Below are 20052 nucleotides of genomic sequence, written 5' to 3'. Positions count from 1 at the left end.
TTATGCAAGTATTTTGCGGACAGTTTCATGCATGGCCAAAAAAATACCGTTGTATTGCAAATACAAGGAATAAAAAGCCTACATTTAGCCTTAATCCATTGATTTTACATTGTATTTACATACCACAACTTGCTTTATCATGGTATTATAATAACAAATTAGACAGCGATAGTCAAGGAGTTTTTGCAAGTTAATTATTTTATCTTGCATTTGTCGTTTTTCCTCCCTGTTGTCATTAATGAATAAATTTCTCGGGTCAGTCGTAACGTTTAGACCGATAAATAAAAAACCTTCCCTAATACTTATTAATATAAAGGAAGGTTCAAGCATCACTATATGAATTTCAACAAATCAATTTTTTTATAATCTACGCCACCATTTTCATTAAGCAATTCCTCATCGGCATGTATACATTCAACCTTACCGATAAAAAGAACATGGGATCCGGTTTCTATGCTGTCCACTATTGTGCATTCGGCATTTACCGGACAATCAACAAGCAACGGAGCATCCACCACGGTTCCATCAACAGTTTCCATTCCAAGCTCCTTAAGCTTGTCAAAATCCCTTCTACTTTTTGAACCAAGATATGCATATTGTTCTCTCATGCTTTCAGTAACAAGGTTTACAACGAAAACTCCTGATTCCTTGATCATATTGTATGAATATCTGCTTGGCACTATTCCCACAGCAACCATAGGCGGGTCAAAGCTACAATTCATGGCAACTGCTACAGCAAGTGCATTGTCTTCTCCATTGTGCCTGCAGGATACAAGTATATCCGGCCTTGGCTGAACTGAGTTTCTTAAATCTTTTACTTCTTTCTTCAAATTAAACACCTCCATAATTATGTCCATTAAAATTATAATTTCAAAAAGCGTTATTGTCAAATGCCAATTACTCGAATTCTAATTTTTCTTTTCTTCCTTATTATAAGCAGAATCCCTAACAACAATACCTAAAACCGAAATTCTCCGGACATCCAGCCCTGATAATTATCTTGAACGTCATGAACAAAAGAAAAAACACCTTCTACAAGATGTTTATCTTATGCCACTCTTCAATTCTATCCGCTGCAAATTCAGCATCTGTAATATCTTCAATCTTCAGCTCATATTCATAAGTATCAGATTTATTCATATACATTGGATCGTAATATTCAAGCATAAGCTTCTTTATTACTCCATCCACATCCCCTTTTTCAAGGCTGTCCTTCAATTCCGCAACTCTGCTTTTATCCATATACTTGAGCAGGGTGTCAAGTGCTTCCATGGATTCCTCTTTCCAGTTTTCTCTTGCTATATAATCCTTTTTGATTATCCCGACTCTGTAATCAATATCTCCACTCACAAATATATGCTTTCCATCACGCATCTTCTCATGGATATATTTCGGTACCATAACCTTCCCTATTCTTCTGCTTTCGGCTTCCACATATACATGGTCCGTCTTGAAAGCTGACATTTGTTCAAGAATATTTGATTCAAACTGCTTCTGGGATTTGCATTCTCCAAGCCCTATACTTCCTAAAAGAGATCCTCTGTGATTGGCCGCACCTTCAAGGTCAAGTACATCCAGTCCTTTTTCCCTAAGATTTTTGAGGATATCAGTTTTCCCAGTACCGGTATTTCCATGAACAACTATGTATTCAACCTCGTCATTATATATAGGAAGTGTTTCCATGACATATTTCCTGTATGCCTTGTATCCGCCTTTCATCTTCAGTACGCTGATTCCTATTGAACTGAATGCAGTGGAAAAGAAAGTACTTCTATATCCACCTCTTGCACAATATGCAACGAGACGCTGATTATGGTCTCCTCTCAATTCAAGGAGTTTTTCAAAAGTTTCATTCATTTTCCTTGATGCGTATTTGACGCCGAGCCTTCTAGCCTGGTCCACACTTTCCTGCTTATAGGCCGTTCCTATCTCCTTTCTCTCTTCATTTGTAAAGAGAGGGATATTTATCGAATTCGGAATATGTGATTCCTCGTATTCCATTTCAGTTCTAACATCGATAAATATTGCATTCTCATTAAATTTTTCGTATGGTAGTTCCAAAAACATTATTGTCACCTCTTTCAGTGTAACATTATAGCATAAAACCATGCCCAGTTAAAGCATATATTACCAATCTCCCATTATCCCAATCTTCGATTATTATATCGTAAGACATAAGACGGATATATTTCAAGAACCAGGAAATCATGTACGACATCAGTGAGGTCTCGACTAATAGGTATCAACAATCACAATTATATATATTCAAATTGTTGTACCGGTGGCTAAATACCAGCGATTCAAGGTGTTTAGAAGTGCTTTTGTATAAGACTTTACCAAGAGGGAGCAAGGAGCTGGCACGGAGCTTAATTCCGGGACCATTAAAAATACGGCGCTGCGATAATCGCAACGCCGTAAGTTTCAAATATTCAATTGATTATTGTACTACTTCAAATCCCTGGTTTGCCCATCCGAGAGGAGCATTTGATTCCATTCCCATACCACCGTTAAGTGATACAGCGTCATATCCAAGGAATCTAAGAACTGCTGTAGTTTGTCCTGCAGTCTGTCCTGTATAGCAGTAAACAACAATTGTCTTATCTCTAGGAAGAGTATTGAAGTTTTCCTGCATTCCTTTTCCGTAGTTCATTTGAACTGCTGTAGGAATATGTCCTGCGGCATAATCCGCTTCACTTCTGATTGAAAGAACATAGATTGAATCGTCAGATGCATCAATCATATCCTTAAGGTTTTGCTCGCTTACCTTGTAGTTTTTGTAAACTGTATCAGCCACATCAGCAAGTCCGCTGTAGTACATGTCAAATGCTGCCTGCATTGCAGGTGCAATTTCAACTTCTTCCATTCCAAAGGCATTTTCAGTAGTTTCAATCTGCGCTTCATATCCTTCTACCTTCGAAATACCATAGTTGAATCCAAGATTTACAGATTTGGCATCAACTCCTGCCATCTGAAGAGTGGCAACAGCCTGTCCTGCAGTCTGTCCAGAATAACAATAAACATAAACTGTTTTGTCCTGTGGTATGTATTTCAAGTTTTCAGCTATTGCAGGTCCCCAAGGTGCATTTACAGCTCCCTTTACGTGTCCTTCAGCATAAGCATCAGCTTGCCTTATATCAAGTACAAACATATCTTCCCCAGCAGCTACCTTTTCAAGGAATGTATCCTGCTTGATCTTGTTGATGTCATCCGGAAGATTTGCAAAGTAGTCGTTTGCAGCTTCTTCTACTACGTGTACAGGGAATCCTTGGTTTGCCCATCCAATAGGAGCATTGATTGACATCCCCATTCCACCGTTAAGTGAAACAGCGTCATAACCCAACAATCTCAATCCTGCAGTAGTTTGTCCTGCAGTCTGTCCTGTGTAGCAGTAAACAACTATTTTTTTGTCCATTGGAAGCGATGCAAAGTTTTCCTGCATTCCCGCTTCAAATGATATTTGCTCGGCACCTATGATGTGTCCGTCTGCATAGTCAGCTTCACTTCTGATTGAAAGGATGTAAATGCTGTCATCGTTGTTGTCAATCATTTCTCTCAAGCTTGCTTCAGAAATCTTGTAGTTCTTGAAAATTGTATCAGCAACATCAGCAAGTCCTGCATAGTAAGCGTTCAGAGCATCCTGTATTTCAGGAGCAATTTCGTACTCTTCAGTACCGAATTCAGCAACATCTGTAGTGATAAGCGCCTCATAACCGTCAACCCTTGATATTCCATAGTTAAATCCAAGATTTACAGATTTGGCATCAACGCCGGCTGCATTCAGTGTCATAACAGTCTGTCCTGCTGTTTGTCCTGAATAGCAGTAAACATAAACCGTCTTGTCCTGTGGTATGTACTTCAAGTTTTCAGCTATTGCAGGTCCCCAAGGTGCGTTTACAGCTCCTTTTACGTGTCCTGCAGCATAAGCGTCAGCTTGTCTGATATCAAGAATGAACATATCTTCGCCTTCCTCAACCTTTTCAAGGAAAGCATTCTGATTAATCTTGTAGATATCATCAGGCATTTCTGCGAAGTATGCATTAACTGCATCTGCAAGTACGTCCGCCGTCGGTTCTTCAGGTGTTTCAGTTTCTGCCGGTGTTTCAGTTTCTGCTGGTGCCTCTGGTTCTTCTGTCTTTGGTGCACATGCCACCATACTGAATACCATAGCCAATACAGTCAATAGTACCAGTAACCTTTTCAAAATCTTATTCATATTCTCCTCCTTATTTTAATAATAGTTTTAACTATTATCCTGACTGTTTGAGTTTACAGGTGTAGAATTATCTGCCGGTACATCCGAAGGAGCATCCTCGTCGGAGCTCCACTCCAGCCATGCCCCATCATATAGCTTGATATTTCTATATCCTGCATTCCACAGGGCAACAAATGTTTCTGCTCCCCTTATTGAGGTCTTGCAGTATAATACTGCCGTCATTTCAGGTTCAAGCCCTTTTTCAATGTATGTGATTTGAATATCTCTTGGCGACTTTATAGTCTTGTCGTTGTGATTGTTCATAAGGTATTCAATATTTACGGAACCAGGTATTGTTCCCGCATTGAATTCCTCAAAAGATCTTGTATCTATAAGCATAATGTTTGCATCAGGTTCATTGACCTGCGCTTCTATATCCGCTTTTGTTGCAATATATTCTTCGTTCTTGTCAGCTGCTGTAAATTCAGCCTTTGCAATTACAGGAACAATGTCGGTACACACTGCACCTGCAGCTTCCAATGCTGTAAGTCCGCCGCTTACCACCTTAACATTGTCATGTCCGTAGACCTTCAATGTCCACCATAATCTTGATGCATCCATGTTATTCTTATTGTCATAAGCAATAACCATGGTGTCGTTTGATATACCTCTGCTGCCCATGACTTTTTCTATAGTTTCCTTGGGAGCAATCATGTTGCTGAAAGGTTCATTCACATTGATATCGCTTCTTTGAATGTTAACCGAATTTTCAACATGACTTTTGTTATAATCATCTTCGTCCTGCATATCTACTAGCACTACATTGCCGGAAGCCATCATGACCAAGGCATCTTCCGCTGAAACAACAGCAGTATCGGTTTCTGCAAAATCATAGGATGCACATCCAGTCAATCCCATAGCAGATACAAGAACCATACATAGTACAAGTAGTAACGATAATTTACGCATATGCCGTCCTCCATCCATAATTTTATTGATTTGAGTTTCTTGGTGTTGTTAAAGATTTGTTGCAAGATTGTTTAATAATAATCGTTTCAAGATTGTTAAATAATACACAATAATTATAAGTCATAACGTTTGCTTTTGGATATCACATTTTTTAATATAGCATTTGAATAGATAATATAGTTTAATATTACTATAATATTTAGTATAATGATACTAAATATTAGATTTTGGAGTAAAAAACATGAACCCATTTAAAGATAAGGCCAAATATTTTTTAGAAAAACCCATATTGATGTATATATTTGTTTATCTATTAATTAACATACTCTTCCTTGACAACTTTCCATTTATCCACTCTGACGAAAGCTGGTTAAGCGGACTGTCCAGAAATTATCTTGAATCCGGATCACCGGCAGTTACTGAAACTTTTTTTAATACATATAGGAGATTCCCACATGGAATAAAAATTATATTTCATTATATTCAAGCTGCCTTCATTTTATTGATGGGCTACTCTCCCTTCACTGTGCGTCTTGTTTCCCTGTTGGCTTCTTGCGGCATATTGTACGTCTTCTACCTTGTCAACTTTAGAAAAACAAGGGACTTGAGTTTTGCACTGATTTCAACTGTAGTTCTTTCATTGGATATACAATATATCTATGCATCGCATTTTGCAAGACAGGAAATCCTGATACTCTTTCTTATGATTACTTCCTACTACATTTATTACAGAAATATCTCTTCAATGCTGAAGCCTGTACTTCTGGCATTGTTAACAGGTTTAGCCATCGGTTTTCATCCAAATGCCCTCTTTATTTCCGCTATAACAGGACTGCTGTATCTTTACGATATATTCATTGTCAAAAGGGAAAAAATATCTTCTCTGGCTATATATGTTCTTATCACAGGGATCATTGCATTCATTTTTGTAGCAATAAGCTTCTCCTTTGATTCAAACTTCATATACCACTATATGAAGATCGGAGATCAGTTTGGAGTATTGGAAACACCATCCACCAAACTTTCTACCCTCAAATATTTCTATATGAAGCTTTATTATTCAGTAAGCGGCACCTACTATACCCCCTATATAAAGTTTCAGTTCTGGCTCTTTATTTTTTCCATTGCAAGCGCATTGTACTGCATAATCAAAAACAGAGAGGAGCACTATCTTGCCGGACTTCTTCTCTGCATAGCCGGAATAAACATTACATATGTGGTTATCGGAAGATTCAACCAAACCAGCTTTGTTTTTCAGGTGCCCTTCATGTGGCTTATTTATCTCAATCTTGTCAACAGGACAAATATCAAAAGGATAATAACCTTTGCCACCTGCACTTTGCTTTTTTATTTTTCAATCTTCAATATCTATCCATATTTGAACAATGATTATGAAGATTATATAGAAAATATAGCTGAAATTGTATCAGCTGAAGACAAGGTGCTTTGTAACCTGAATGCGGAATTCTATTTTGGCAACGGAAGCCTTCTGGATTACAGGAACCTCCATTACCTGAAGGACAATGATCTGAATTTTGAAGAATACATAAATTCCAACGATATAGAATATATAATCTATCCTGAAGAAATGGACTTCATATATGACCATCGCCCGGTTTGGAACGGAATTTACGGCAATCTTTATTACTACTACGACGACATGAATGAATTTTTCGAAGAGAACTGCACCCTTGAAAAGGAATTTACAAGCCCCTATGGGATGCGAATAGTGCGGTATATGTACAGAGATGAATGGTCTGTGAAAATCTATAAGGTGAATTGATTTATCCTTCTCAAGCTATAACAAATCCCTGCAAGATTGTTGCATCCTGCAGGGATTTAATTTGCTTTTGACTATTTTATTGCTGCCATTATTGCGTCTTCATTGACTTCAGTAACATACTCAGCTACTTGTCCATCCTTAACAATCGCAACATATGGGTATTCTGTTCTACCAAGTCTCTTTGCAAGTCCGTCAGACTTGTATACATCAATCTTGCAGAAATTGAAATCTGCCCTGTGCTTTTCAGTCATTTCTTCAATCAATGGAAGAAGTTCTCTCTGGTCAGCCTCTATTGCATTATATACATAAATTGCTCCATTCTTGTCTTTCTTCATGATTGTTTGTTCAAACACTTCGCTTTCAGCAATGTATTTTTCTGCTGCGAATCCTGCAATAGCTCCATCGCCAACAGCTGTAGCAACCTGCTTGAGCCATTTTTCCCTTACGTCTCCACAAGCAAATACACCTTCTATATTCGTTTCCATTCTGTCATTTGTAAGGATATATCCCTGTGGTGTAAGGTCTATCTGCTCCTTGAATATTTCAGTATTTGGAACATAGCCTATGAATTCGAAACAGTTGTCGCATTTCACAGGTACAAGCTTGTTTGCCTTAAGATCTTTGAGAACCACTGTATCAAGGTGTCCTTCCCCTTCAAATGATTCAACAACCGTATTCCAGATGAATTCCATTTTAGGGTTTGCCAGAGCCGCTTCCTTGGCTATTTCATTACAGTCCATTGTACCTTCATCATGCATAACAGATACTATTACTTTTTTTGCAAATTTTGTAAGGAACATTCCTTCCTCAATTGCAGCATCCCCACTACCAATGACTACAACAGTCTTGTCAGTATTCGCTGCCGCATCACAGGTTGCACAGAATGATATACCCTTGTCGAACAGGTAATCCTCTTCATTTTTAGCTTTTGTTATACGTGGTCTTCCACCGGTTGCAAGTATTACAGATTTTGCAATGAACTTGTTTCTGAAAGTTTCAACTACCTTTTCTTCTCCCTCAAGTTCAACTTTTTGAACTTCTGTCAACTTGAACTTGACACCCATTTTCTTTGCCTGAGCCTTCATCTCGTCAGTAATCTCTTCACCTTTTGGGCTGTTGGGGAATCCCGGATAGTTTTCAATTTCATTGGTATATGTTGCAAGTCCACCAACCAGAGCCTTCTCCATAATCAATGTGTTCAGTCTTGCTCTTGCACTGTAAATTGCAGCCGTAAGACCAGCTGCGCCGGCTCCTATAACTACAACGTCATAATATTCAACTTTCTTTTCTCTTGCCATATCTATATCTCCTCCGTATTGTATGAATTTTTCCGTACTAATTATGCTTGCCGAGGCAAGCATAATTGCAATATTAAATTTTAATACCTTCTACATGAAGTATTTCACAAGCAGCTTGCTTCCAGTTACTGCTCCAAAGAACATAAAGAAAGCAAATACCCAGCCTGACAAGGAAAGTGAAGTTATACCGCTGTACAATGCACCAATATTACATCCTCCTGCGATTCTAGCTCCATAACCCATGAATAGTCCACCTAATATTGCAGCTACTACCTGTTTCTTTGACTTGATCTTCTTGATTTTGAACTGAGAAGCCATCAAAGACGCAAACAACGCTCCAAATATTATACCTAAATTCCTCATAGTTCCGCCGTGGTTCATGAAACCTGCCTCAAGAGTTCTCTGAGCTCCTTCGCTGCTGAAGTAGTACCATTTGTCAACGCTTCCGCCTACTGCTTCATACAGCCACGCACCCCAGTTTGCCAAAACTCCTGAAACTCCCCACGGATTTCCGGTAAGTCCAAATGTAACTATTTGAAAAATTGAAAGGAGAATTGCTCCCATCACATATGTATAAGGTGTTTTGAACCATCTTTTAAAGAACATATTGTCTTTAAGTTTTTTCAAAAATTCCAAAACTACACCTCCATTTATATTTGTCTGTTAATTACTGTCAGTTGATTACTTGGCTTTTTCGATGATTATTTCCCACTCGCCGTCATCTACTTCTTCAATGTCAACATAGTGTCCTTCTTTTCTTGCCCACTCAGGTACGTTTTTCATTGCACAACTGTGGTCACACTGAACTACCAGTACATCTTCGACTTCAAGCTCTGCAAGAGCCTTCTCTGCCTTTACCAAAGGTACCGGACACGCTTCTCCCATACAATCCAAAATTACTTCTTTAGCCATTTTAATTTCCTCCGGTTATTTTATATTTTTTATTATTCTTAATATTTGAACTTGTTTCAAATTTATATTTCAAAAATTATTTTGCTTTCTCTATAATTATTTCCCACTCGCCGTCATCTACTTCTTCGATGTCAACATAGTGTCCTTCTTTTCTTGCCCACTCAGGTACGTTTTTCATTGCACAACTGTGGTCACACTGAACTACCAGTACATCTTCAATTTCAAGCTCTGCAAGAGCCTTCTCTGCCTTTACCAAAGGTACCGGACACGCTTCTCCCATACAATCCAAAATTACTTCTTTAGCCATTTTAATTTCCTCCATTTTTCATTTTATTTTTCTTTTTTGATGTGAATTATTCTAACTGACGCAAGGTTCAGTCTTAATGACCGGCTGCACCTTTTCTGTTTTCCCACTTTTCAGCAGCAACATACAACACTGCAATTATGAGAAGGTTTACTACAATACCTCCGAACCATCCGAATACGTCCGGAAGGAAGACTTTTTTCCCTGCAAGCATGAAATTCCTCTTCCAGAATCCCATATCATGGGCTCCCCAAAGTGAACCTACTATGAAGAAGAACAGTGACAATACCTGCATGTGGAATCCTTCTCCAACTCTCATTAGAGTTCCCGATGCACATCCTCCGGCAATAACCATTCCTATTCCGAATATGAATGCTCCTACTGCCGTAGCCACACTGACCGGTACTACATAACTCATTCCAGGTATTGGAAGTCCCATTCTGAAATATCCATACTTGATTGCGGTAAATCCTATTGACGTTACTGCAAATGCAATAAGTACCGCCCTGGTAATTGTTGTAGACCCTGTAAGGTACGGATCCCTCATCGATGCTGTAAAGCAGAAACTTGCTCTACGAAGTATGAATCCAAAACAGATTCCTACTATCCAGTACATGGCCAGTTCACCTGATTTGGTGTTAAGATACAGGGCGAAAAGCAATATGCCTGCAAGAACTGCCAGGCCTATAGGCATCTGATCTTTCTTTTTCTTTCTGGAACCTGCCCTGCTTGAGCTAGAACTCCTTCTAGGTTTTCTTTCCTCACCTTCTGCAGGTGCATCTGCAGTTGCCGCTGCTCTCGAAGGTCTGCGAGGTTTTCTTTCTTCGCCTTCACCCTTTGGCTCAGATGACTGTCCTTCTCTTGAGGGTCTTCGAGGCTTTCTTCTTTCACCGGTGTTTTCTGCAGTTGCTTCTGCAGCAGGCGAAGTTTTGGTTTCCTCTTGAGCCATTTGAGACGGCCTTCTAGGTTTTCTTCTTTCAGGCGTGGCGTTTTCCTGGTTGTTTTTCTCGTCTGACATTTTCTCACTCCTTTACGGAATTTTTTTGAATTTGAATCTGATATATTATTAACAATCTTGTCTATATATTAACATAGTTTGTAATTTTCTATTTATTTGATATAATTATATAGTATCAGAATTTATTATAGCTAAAAAAAGGAGCACTAATAATGCATATCGAATATTTCAATTACTTTTATCAAGTAGCAAAAGTTAAAAGTATTTCAAAGGTAGCAAAACAAATCCATATATCTCAATCGGCCCTGAGTCAGCAAATCCAAAAGCTTGAGGACAGCCTGGGTTTCAAGCTCCTTGAAAGGAGCAACAAGGGTGTAACATTGACCGAGATGGGAGAAATAGTCTTGAAATACTCTGAGAACATAATAAATACTTATGACAAAATGCTTTCAGAACTTGAACACGGGAACGAAGACACCAATACTGTTCATATGGAAGCGTGTCCCTCAATATCAAACTATGCACTTCCTTGCTCTCTTTATATCATCAAGGAAAAATTCCCTTCACACAAATATGAATTGATAACAAACATCTCAAGCAAGATTAAGGACAATGTCTCTAATGATATTTCAGATCTTGGGTTTGTCTACAAAAAAAGCGACGACCCCAACCTGAACTATTACAAGGTTGGAGCCAATAGATTTGTTCTTGTATCTTCTTACTATTACAATATCCCAAAGGAAATAACCGTGGATGAAATGATGGAATATCCAATGATTTCAATGATTGTACAGGATGAAGTTAAGGACGAAATTGGTAATTTGCTCAATAAGAGCAACTGTTCCTATGACGATATGAATATTCTTTTCCAGCTTGATTCCATAGAGGCAGTGAAATCATCACTTCACAAAAAGCACGGAGTGGCCTTTCTTCCCTATATTGCAATAAAGGAAGAGCTTTACAACAAGCATTTCAAGATAATCAACATAAAGGATTTTGACGTCAACATCAATGTATTCATGGTCACTAAAAAGGAAGGTCATCCTTCAAAGGCAGTAGAAGAATTTTCAAAAACCTTTAAGGAAATCGGCGAAAAAAGCTTTTGCTAGACCTTGTAAATCTTGATTTCCCAGACTCCATTCATCACTTCTTCAATTTCCAGATTGTTTTTTTTGAATTTATCCTTTATGGATTCAACTACACAACTGTGGTCTGTAACAACTTCCAAGGCTTCCCCTACCTCAAGCTTTGGAAGTTCTTTTATTATTTTTACTACGGGAACAGGACACATATCCCCAAAACAATTCATTTTTTTCATTGCACTCACCTCTTTACAATTTAGGAAAGTTAATATATATATATATATTATAATAGTTAATCCAATATAAGTAAACCATATTGTAAATTCCTTGACAAATATGTGACAATATTTAGTGGAGTTGATTAGATGGAACTAATATCATTTGTAATCCCTGTATACAACAGCGAGAAATCATTGGATGAATTATGCAAAAACATTACCTCACTTTCTTATTCATATGGGTTTGATTATGAAATCATCCTGGTCGATGACTGCTCTACGGACAATTCAAGAAAAGCAATGGAAATGCTAAGTTGTAGCAATCCCAAAATCATATCCGTTTTCCTTGAAAAAAATTCAGGTCAGCAGAACGCTATTTTCTGCGGTCTTGGACTTTCACGAGGCAGTCTTGTCGTAAACATGGACGATGATCTTCAACATCCCATTGATGTTGTTCCGAAGCTTATTGATGAAATAAAGAAAGGGTTTGATATTGTTTACGGCATAACCGATGTAAGATATGACGAAAACTACAGGAATTTCGGTTCAAAACTGACAGACAGGCTATTTACTTATATCTTAAAAAAACCCCGTGATAAAAGGATCAGTTCCTTTAGAATAATAAGAAGAACTACTGTGGATTCGATCCTTCTTGACAACTACAGATACGTATATATTTCTGCAGCCGTTGTCAAGCACAGTCATAAAATTGGAAATATCTTTTATAGGAAGGCCTGTCGAAAACACGGGAAATCAAACTACAACTTCAAGAAACAACTGATTATCTTTTTTAGGATAATTGTTTACTACAGCAATTTCAGTTTTCTTGAAATTTTCAGAAAAAGAGGAAGACAGTACAAAATAAAAAAAATAATTAACAGGTGAAATCATGAAATTTATCGTATTAGGAGGCAGCAACTGCCAGGTATCCTTGATAAAGGGACTCAAGAAAAGAGGACACGAAGTGGTATTGTGCGACTATTTCTCAAATCCTCCAGGAAAAGAATATGCTGATGTTAAAGAGGATGTTTCAACTTTTGACGTTGATGGAATAGTTGAAACCATAAATAAGCACAACGTAGATGGAATATTGACAGCCGGCACCGATCAGCCCGTATATACAGGAGCTCTCGCTTCTGAGAAGACCGGCCTCAATTTTTATATTGCTTCCGGTATGGCCAAAAAGCTGACAAACAAGAAATTAATGAAAGACATATTCACAAAACATGATATACCAACAGTTGCATACAGATATATCAAGAGGAACTATAAGGAAAAAGACATTGAGGGTCTTGACTTCCCCGTTGTGATCAAGCCATTTGACAGCCAGGGTCAAAGAGGTGTACTGAAAATAGACTCAATGAAAGAACTTGAAGAACTTATCGATGAAACCTTTTCATTCACCGAGGAAGACGAGATCTTAATTGAAGAGTTTTATGAAAACGATGAAATCACAGTATCAGGATGGGTTGTAGACGGAAAGGCACATATATTGTCCATAACCGACAGGGTCACCTTTGACCTGCATCCCCATATAGGCATTTGCACGTCCCACAATTTTCCCTCAAAACACTATGATGAACACGGAAAAGAAATAATCAGGCTGACAGAGGCACTAGTAAAAGCCTTTGCAATATCTCATGGTCCGATATACTTCCAGATGCTCGCAGGCGCCAAAGGGGTTCTTGTGAACGAAACCGCTGCAAGAATCGGAGGTGCCTTCGAGGATGTGTATATCAAATACCTTACAGGTGTAGACATGCATACATTATTGTTAAACGATACTCTGAAAAAGAAAAATCATTTGGGAAAAGACAATTATGTAAACGAAACATCCGAAAAACTCAACGTGGTACTGTTTTTTGCCAGACCTGGAAAGATAGTAACTATGGACGGCATTTCCAAACTGATAGAAGAAAGAAGAATAATTGATGGAGCATACAATTTCAAAGCAGGCGATGAGTTGGGAGAAATCAAGAATGCCACTTTGAGGGCAGGTCACTTCATTGTTGCAGGCAGCAATGAAGCAGAACTCAAAAAAAATATCCAATACGCATTTGATAATATGCGGATACTGGATGAAAATGGAAAAAATTTATTAATAAAGTCGGTTTAAGATCAATCTTAAACCGACTTTTTTCTTTACATGACGTCCAAGATAAAGCATGCATACCCACTTGAGACCTCGGTTACATTATGTAAGCCTTCGGCATCGAAGTAATCATTAGACTATCTTGCCATCCTTCATATGTTCAGTATTGTTGAAGTCCACAAGAGTGAATTCACCTGAATCATAGTCAAATTCCGTTAGGCTGCAGTTGTCCACCACATTGACAAACCAGGATTTCGAATCTCCTTCCTTGAAGATGTAATTTGTGATGCATTTAATAGTGCCACCATGACCTACCAGCAAAATATTTGAATCCTTGTATTCTTCAAGTATGGACTCAAATCCACCTATAACCCTCTCGTTGAATTCTTTAAGCGACTCTCCTCCCGGGTATTTAAAATTGTATGGATCCATCTTGATGATATCTTTCAACTCCGGATATACCTCCCAGACTTCCTTAAAGCCGTATCCCTGGAAATCACCACAGTTTATTTCCTTAAGACTGTCGCTCGTTAAAACAGGAATATTTGAATCTCCTGCAGCTATTTTCGCTGTTCTGAAAGCTCTCATTAGGGGACTAGCTATTATATAATCAATTTTTTTTGCCTTTATTGCCTCCGAAAGCCTATCAGCTCCCCAAAGTCCCTGTTCCGTCAGAGGCGAATCCAAAAATCCCTGTATCTTTCCCTGTATATTCCATTCCGTTTCTCCATGTCTAGTTATATAAACCTTCATAAATTCCTCCGTTCCAACTGTCCATAAGTTCCTTGGTTGGCGTAAATATATAATATACAATAACAGTATTGTTTTCAACCTTTTCTATCTTCAATTTGCAATATATGTCAATTGGATAAAAATCTTTCCTTTCACATTTTTTGTATGGAATGCCGTATTGGACATAATTGATATTGAATTCCTCATAGCCATGATAGATGCTGTTTGTTCTTATTTTCATTTCAAGATAGTCCGATTCATTTTGTACCCTTGAATCGACAACTTCATATTCCAGAAAGAAATCTTCCTTTGCCAGCCCCATATCTCCTGCCACAAGATATTTAAAATCATATTCAGGTACAAGGGCTATCCTGTCAATCAATATCTTTCCATATCTGTCGCAGCCGAAATATTCATCTTTATTTCCCTTTATTATATAACATCCGTAGAAGCTGTTGAACTGCGGACTCTCACTGTCAAAAAGAGTAGAGGTTCCAAGCTTGAAATCTCCATATGAATACATTATCAGCAGCTCAACGTCTTCATCTGCATATCGGGAAAATCCTTCAGCGTAAAATTTATTCATTAACGGGTACCAGTCTCCGTCAGGATCAGCTATTTCTATTTCATCAATGTAATGGTACATATTTGATTTCCTGACATTATAGTCATTATAATACAGCATTGCTGCAATGCTCCCAATATAATAGAAATTCAGTATTAATACCGATGTCAGTGAAAGGATAAAAATCCATTTAATTTGTTTTTTCATATTTTTTCCCTGATATCATGCCTGATAAATCCGGCGACTTGACAAAGACATATAGTCCTGCTATTACAATCATCCCTCCTGCAACAGTTTGCAATGACGGTGTCTCCCTCAATATCAGAAATGCAAGTATGCTGGCGAATACAGGTTCTCCAAGGGTCACAGTCGATACATATGTTGAAGAAACGTGCTGAAGCATCCAATTGTATGTAGTATGTCCAAGGCCTGAACATATTATGCCGTGAAGAAACATTACTGACAACTGTGTCGGTCCGCCTGGTGACAAATCAGTCTTCATTATAACTGCGAGAACAAAAAGTGTTACTGCAGCAGAGGCATAAGTTACAAAAGCATAGTCTGAAAGAGTCAGGTATTTCCTAACTTTTTTCCCGATAAGCAGATACCCTGCAACGAAAACCGCTCCCATGAAAGCTAGAAAGTCACCGAAAAGAGCTTCTCCCGACACTGCAATATCTCCTGCAGATATTATAACCGCTCCTGCTATTGATACTAAAATTCCAATAGTTTGAATCCTCTTAAGCCTTTCCTTCAAGACTATGAAATTAAAAAAAGCAACAAAGATCGGGCTTAATGCCACCAGTACCGTAGAGCTTGAAACCGTTGTATACTCCAGAGAGCTTATCCATGTTGCAAAATGTCCTGCAAGAAAGATTCCGCTCACAACAGAAAGAAAAAAGCCTTCTCTGTCCAATGTAGTCCCTTTCCTGCTCCAGTTTCTTAAAAATGGAACCATCATGAAAAGAGTGCCTGCCAGAAGTCTGTATGATGCTATTGTAAGGGACGGTGCATCTATGGACCTTACAAAAATGGATGATGTGGATGTAAAGAACAATCCTAAAAAAACAAAATATTTTGACGGTGATTTGTTCATTTCTATGCCCCCCGGAATTATATTATTCATATTTGATTTCCTCAATCATTATGATGATACATTAAAATACAAATACAATCAATTGAAACTTTTATTGTCACTTACACGCATTATACCAACATTTAAGAAGATTATGCAATTTAACTTTTGTAAGCTAAATAAAATCCGCCTTAATATAAAGACGGATTCATTCAAACAATCAAATATTTTACAGTTCAATATATTGATAATTTAGTTTTTAAAACTGTGTATCGGTGCAGGTATCCTTCCACCCCTGTTGATGAAGTCTTCACTCGAGTACTTGCTGACAGGCATTATTGGAGCTCTTCCAAGTAGACCACCGAATTCGGCCTCTTCTCCAATACCTTTGCCATACACAGGTATTATCCTTACAGCTGTCGTCTTGTTGTTTATGACCCCTATTGCACATTCATCCGCAAGTATTCCAGACAGTGTGCTTGCCGGAGTATCTCCAGGTACGGCAAGCATGTCAAGACCTACAGAACATACACAGGTCATTGCTTCCAGTTTCTCTATTGAGATAGCGCCTATATCCACCGCCTCTATCATACCTTCATCTTCACTTACAGGAATGAACGCTCCGCTTAATCCGCCAACGTGGGATGAAGCCATGATTCCACCCTTCTTCACAGCATCATTGAGCATAGCAAGGGCCGCAGTGGTTCCATGGGCTCCAGCTTTTTCCAGTCCCATTTCCTCGAAAATTCTGGCTACACTGTCGCCAATTTCAGGTGTAGGTGCAAGCGAAAGATCCATGATGTTGAAAGGAACGTCAAGTCTCCTTGAAATTTCATTTACAAGAATTTCTCCCGCCCTTGTTATTTTGAATGCAGTCTTTTTTATTGTTTCGGCAACAACATCAAAGGATTCTCCCTTGATATCTTCAAGAGCCGCCTTGACAACTCCAGGACCGCTGACTCCAACGCTAAGTGAAGTTTCATATTCTCCAACACCGTGGAAGGCTCCAGCCATGAAGGGATTGTCTTCAACTGCATTTGCAAAGATAACCAGTTTTGCCACCCCAATACTGTCTTGGTCCCTTGTCAGGTAGGCTGTTTTCTTTACTATTTCTCCCATGAGCTTCACGGCATTCATGTTTATTCCAACCTTGCTGCTTGCTACATTCACTGAGGAGCAAACCTTGTTTGTAGCTGCCAATGCTTCAGGAATAGAATTTATTAGGATTTCATCGCCTTTGGTGAATCCCTTCTGTACCAGTGCGGAAAAACCTCCTAGAAAGTCTACTCCCACTTCTTCAGCAGCCTTGTCAAGAATCTTTGCATATTCCACATAGTCCTTGTCTGTACTTGCTCCTGCAACTATGGATATTGGTGTTACGGCAATCCTCTTGTTGATTATTGGAATTCCATATTCCCTTTCAACTTCTTCCACTGTTTTTACAAAATTTTCAGCTTTTTTAGTTATCTTGTCATATATTTTTTGTCTGGCAATTTTTCCATCTTCATGTGCACAGTCAAGAAGTGATATGCCCATTGTAATGGTCCTGATGTCAAACTTGTTCTTTTCAACCATTCCAATGGTTTCCATTATCTTATTTCTGTTTATCATTGCTGCCTCCTACACTTCATGCATCTTTGTGAATATGTCTTCTCTTTGAATCCTTATACTCATTCCAAGTTCTTTTTCAACTTCTTCAAGCTTCTTTTGAACATCAGCAAAAGACACATTCACGTCAGTAAGATCAGTTAGCATTATCATTGTGAAATATTCCCTCATAACAGTCTGGTTGATATCCAGAATATTGATGTTGCATTCCGCCAACACGTTTGAAACCCTTGCTATTATGCCTACTTTATCTTGTCCAATTATGGTTAATACTGCTTTCATGTTTTCCTCCTTTAATATAAAAACGGGCACAAAGGCCCGCAGAAATCTATTTCTGCCTCTGTCCTTTTACCTGAGAGTTTCGCATTATGCTTGCCCCTTCGGTGCTCTTTCGAGTCTCTCCAGAAGTTTGTCCAGAAACGGTCGTATGTTAACTTCCGAAACCTTCAACCAACGTATTAATAATATCATCAAGTATATGACAAGTCTTATGTTTTTTCAAGATATAATTAAAATAAATTTCAAAACATGAGATTTGCATACAATTGTTGCGATGAAAAAACACTTTTACCATTCTCGAATTTTTTTCTAAAACAGATGAACAACAATACCCTGTACAATACCAATCATAAAACCAAGAACTCCTCCAAGAACCTCTATATGTCTAAGCTCCTTCCTCGCTATTTCATATGCAAGTTCTTCAAGTTTTGAAAGGTCAAAGGCATTAATTTTTTCTTCAACCATTTCATTTATCTTAATCTCCTCCTGTGCATTGACACCTATATTGTGGATTATTTCCTTGATATAGTCCTGCCCTTCCTCTTCCATGATCCTGTCGATATATCCGAAAATCATTCCCTTGAATCCTGCCAGAAGCGGCATTTCAGATATTTTCACATCTATTACTGCTTTCAGTTTGTTCTGGATTGAAAGAAGCAGTCCATGAATCTTATCCTCTGTTACAAAATTATCCAGTATATCGCTTATACTGACCAGTTCCTGTTCTATGATCTCACCAATATTTTTTGCTATTTCCTTCTGTCTCATAGGGATTACGCCCTGAATCCTAAAATTGATTATTGGTATTCTTATTTCTTCATAAGGTCTAAAAAGCAATTTTATGGCTAGTACATTGGTTACATATCCAATTGCTGATCCTATTAAAGCCAATATGAAGATCTTTACTAAAATATTTGTCATCTTTATGTCCTTTCTTAAAATCTAACCATATGTGGTATTCTTTTGCGGTAAACTGTAATATGATTAAATCCAATATCCTTAAGGTCTGAAATCAATTCCTTATGCTTGTATCCAATGAACTCCGGCTTGTCAGCATCCGAACCTATTACAATTTTTTCTCCTCCAAGCTTTTTGTACATTGTGAGGATTTCCTTTTTAGGATAGGGTCTGTTTACAATGGAATGGTATCCGCTCGTGTTTATTTCAATAGACTTGTCTTTTTCAATAATCTCCTTAAGAATATCAGAAATTATTTTTTTATACTTGGTAAATTCCAAATCCATGTAGTATCTTTCCTTAAACCTGTCAATCAGGTCCAAGTGACCAACCACATCAAAGTTGTCAAAGGATCTTATGCTTTCAAGAATTTCCGTATAGTATTCTTCATATATCTCCAAGGTATGCTTCTCCGAATAGAATCTTTCATCACTGAGATATACTCCATTTACCTTGTGGGTAGACAAAATTATCATGTCAACCTGTACATTGTCCATCAAAGCATCAAATCTGCCATATTCGCTTTCATCAATTCCCAGCTCTATAGCAGACAAGATTTCTATTTCATCATATTTTTTATTGATTCTTTGAATCTCGTTTCTATATTCATACAAATCAAAAGACATGTCCCAGTCTTTTTTTTCATTGATTTCATAGAAATCAGCTATGTAAACAAGCTTTATTTTCTTCTTTATGGCTGCTTTGACCATCTTTTCAATGTCATACCTGCATCCTGCTGAATACAGAGACCTTACATGGAAATCATACATTTCATCACCTGATTTATTATTGTGCCTAGGCTGCAAAAAACCCGCTTTGCCGCGGCCCAGTTAATTCATACCCGCCTCACAGCAGGTGGGTGCTCTGTCTCGAACTTCTGACCCCCTGACAAGCAGTTTCGTCATCAATTCCGGGAACGTGAACTCCCGTTCAAATTATGTCGGTTGAATTAAATGGTACCTCAAACATTGCAGGCTATTTCCTACTATTATTATAATCCAAAAATTCAAAATAATCAAATTACATAT

Annotated in this window: 21 protein-coding genes, 1 other RNA gene and 1 riboswitch; of the genes, 4 read left to right on the top strand and 18 right to left on the bottom strand. The window is 38.1% G+C overall.

Going from position 1 to position 20052, the window contains the following annotated elements; translation table 11 throughout:
- Nucleotides 1-332 precede the first annotated feature (332 nt).
- From BUB05_RS13755 to BUB05_RS13735, 4 genes are all read right to left on the bottom strand, one after another.
- Entirely contained in the window at nt 333-830 is a 498-nt protein-coding gene (locus BUB05_RS13755) for a flavin reductase family protein (protein WP_073050190.1), read from the bottom strand.
- Between the two features lie 202 nt (nt 831-1032).
- The gene (mnmH, locus tag BUB05_RS13750) at nt 1033-2067 is read right to left on the bottom strand and encodes a tRNA 2-selenouridine(34) synthase MnmH (RefSeq protein ID WP_073050189.1); all 1035 of its coding nucleotides are present in this window, start codon (nt 2065-2067) and stop codon (nt 1033-1035) included.
- A 370-nt stretch (nt 2068-2437) separates the two neighbouring features.
- Nucleotides 2438-4213 (bottom strand): rhodanese-like domain-containing protein, encoded by a 1776-nt coding sequence (locus BUB05_RS18880; RefSeq protein WP_245819894.1) that lies wholly within the window; start codon nt 4211-4213, stop codon nt 2438-2440.
- Nucleotides 4214-4240: 27 nt separating this feature from the next.
- On the bottom strand, nt 4241-5161 hold the full coding sequence (locus BUB05_RS13735) for a sulfurtransferase (RefSeq protein WP_073050188.1): 921 nt from the start codon (nt 5159-5161) through the stop codon (nt 4241-4243).
- 241 nt (nt 5162-5402) lie between these two features.
- Here BUB05_RS13735 and BUB05_RS13730 point away from each other — a divergent pair, with 241 nt between their 5' ends.
- A complete protein-coding gene (locus tag BUB05_RS13730) occupies nt 5403-6944 on the top strand; it encodes an ArnT family glycosyltransferase (protein ID WP_094762953.1) in 1542 nt (513 codons plus the stop codon).
- Between the two features lie 71 nt (nt 6945-7015).
- Here the strand turns inward: BUB05_RS13730 and BUB05_RS13725 are convergent, their stop codons facing one another.
- The 5 genes from BUB05_RS13725 to BUB05_RS13705 form a co-directional block, all read right to left on the bottom strand.
- Nucleotides 7016-8242: an FAD-dependent oxidoreductase gene (locus BUB05_RS13725; protein WP_073050204.1), complete on the bottom strand. Its 1227-nt coding sequence runs from the start codon at nt 8240-8242 to the stop codon at nt 7016-7018.
- Between the two features lie 90 nt (nt 8243-8332).
- Nucleotides 8333-8848 carry a YeeE/YedE thiosulfate transporter family protein gene (locus BUB05_RS13720; protein WP_073050203.1) on the bottom strand — a complete coding sequence of 172 codons (516 nt, stop codon included), beginning with the start codon at nt 8846-8848 and terminating at the stop codon, nt 8333-8335.
- 75 nt (nt 8849-8923) lie between these two features.
- On the bottom strand, nt 8924-9154 hold the full coding sequence (locus tag BUB05_RS13715; RefSeq protein ID WP_073050187.1) for a sulfurtransferase TusA family protein: 231 nt from the start codon (nt 9152-9154) through the stop codon (nt 8924-8926).
- Between the two features lie 76 nt (nt 9155-9230).
- Complete coding sequence (locus BUB05_RS13710) at nt 9231-9461, bottom strand: sulfurtransferase TusA family protein (protein WP_073050186.1); 231 nt, start codon at nt 9459-9461, stop codon at nt 9231-9233.
- A gap of 73 nt (nt 9462-9534) precedes the next feature.
- Nucleotides 9535-10152, bottom strand: a complete 618-nt coding sequence (locus BUB05_RS13705) for a YeeE/YedE thiosulfate transporter family protein (protein ID WP_073050202.1) — start codon at nt 10150-10152, stop codon at nt 9535-9537.
- A gap of 476 nt (nt 10153-10628) precedes the next feature.
- Here BUB05_RS13705 and BUB05_RS13700 point away from each other — a divergent pair, with 476 nt between their 5' ends.
- On the top strand, nt 10629-11525 hold the full coding sequence (locus BUB05_RS13700; RefSeq protein WP_073050185.1) for a LysR family transcriptional regulator: 897 nt from the start codon (nt 10629-10631) through the stop codon (nt 11523-11525).
- Here the strand turns inward: BUB05_RS13700 and BUB05_RS13695 are convergent.
- Nucleotides 11522-11734, bottom strand: a complete 213-nt coding sequence (locus BUB05_RS13695) for a sulfurtransferase TusA family protein (RefSeq protein WP_073050184.1) — start codon at nt 11732-11734, stop codon at nt 11522-11524. The genes BUB05_RS13700 and BUB05_RS13695 overlap by 4 nt on opposite strands.
- A gap of 129 nt (nt 11735-11863) precedes the next feature.
- On the opposite strand from BUB05_RS13695, the gene BUB05_RS13690 reads away from it, so the two are divergent.
- On the top strand, nt 11864-12601 hold the full coding sequence (locus BUB05_RS13690) for a glycosyltransferase family 2 protein (protein ID WP_073050183.1): 738 nt from the start codon (nt 11864-11866) through the stop codon (nt 12599-12601).
- A gap of 4 nt (nt 12602-12605) precedes the next feature.
- Nucleotides 12606-13832: an ATP-grasp domain-containing protein gene (locus BUB05_RS13685; protein WP_094762952.1), complete on the top strand. Its 1227-nt coding sequence runs from the start codon at nt 12606-12608 to the stop codon at nt 13830-13832.
- 108 nt (nt 13833-13940) lie between these two features.
- On the opposite strand, the gene BUB05_RS13680 is transcribed toward BUB05_RS13685, so the two are convergent.
- From BUB05_RS13680 to ssrS, 8 genes are all read right to left on the bottom strand, one after another.
- A complete protein-coding gene (locus BUB05_RS13680) occupies nt 13941-14561 on the bottom strand; it encodes a histidine phosphatase family protein (protein ID WP_073050181.1) in 621 nt (206 codons plus the stop codon).
- A complete protein-coding gene (locus tag BUB05_RS13675; protein WP_073050180.1) occupies nt 14542-15312 on the bottom strand; it encodes a hypothetical protein in 771 nt (256 codons plus the stop codon). Before BUB05_RS13675 ends, BUB05_RS13680 begins: the two co-directional genes overlap by 20 nt.
- Entirely contained in the window at nt 15296-16231 is a 936-nt protein-coding gene (locus BUB05_RS13670) for a DMT family transporter (RefSeq protein WP_094762951.1), read from the bottom strand. The genes BUB05_RS13675 and BUB05_RS13670 overlap by 17 nt, the downstream gene beginning before the upstream one ends.
- Nucleotides 16232-16432: 201 nt before the next feature.
- Nucleotides 16433-17791 (bottom strand): PFL family protein, encoded by a 1359-nt coding sequence (locus BUB05_RS13665; RefSeq protein ID WP_073050179.1) that lies wholly within the window; start codon nt 17789-17791, stop codon nt 16433-16435.
- Nucleotides 17792-17800: 9 nt separating this feature from the next.
- Nucleotides 17801-18070, bottom strand: a complete 270-nt coding sequence (locus BUB05_RS13660) for an ACT domain-containing protein (protein ID WP_073050178.1) — start codon at nt 18068-18070, stop codon at nt 17801-17803.
- A gap of 48 nt (nt 18071-18118) precedes the next feature.
- Nucleotides 18119-18203: riboswitch (glycine riboswitch) on the bottom strand.
- 173 nt (nt 18204-18376) lie between these two features.
- A complete protein-coding gene (locus BUB05_RS13655) occupies nt 18377-18988 on the bottom strand; it encodes a DUF445 domain-containing protein (RefSeq protein ID WP_073050177.1) in 612 nt (203 codons plus the stop codon).
- A 14-nt stretch (nt 18989-19002) separates the two neighbouring features.
- Nucleotides 19003-19794 (bottom strand): histidinol-phosphatase HisJ family protein, encoded by a 792-nt coding sequence (locus BUB05_RS13650; RefSeq protein ID WP_073050176.1) that lies wholly within the window; start codon nt 19792-19794, stop codon nt 19003-19005.
- Between the two features lie 34 nt (nt 19795-19828).
- A non-coding RNA gene (ssrS, locus tag BUB05_RS13645) (6S RNA) lies at nt 19829-20004 on the bottom strand.
- Nucleotides 20005-20052 lie beyond the last annotated feature (48 nt).

The sequence above is a fragment of the Dethiosulfatibacter aminovorans DSM 17477 genome (assembly GCF_900142005.1).
Classification (GTDB): Bacteria; Bacillota; Clostridia; order Tissierellales; family Dethiosulfatibacteraceae; genus Dethiosulfatibacter; species Dethiosulfatibacter aminovorans.
The sequence above is the reverse complement of the archived record's forward strand: the minus strand, read 5'-3'. Positions and strand labels throughout refer to the sequence as shown.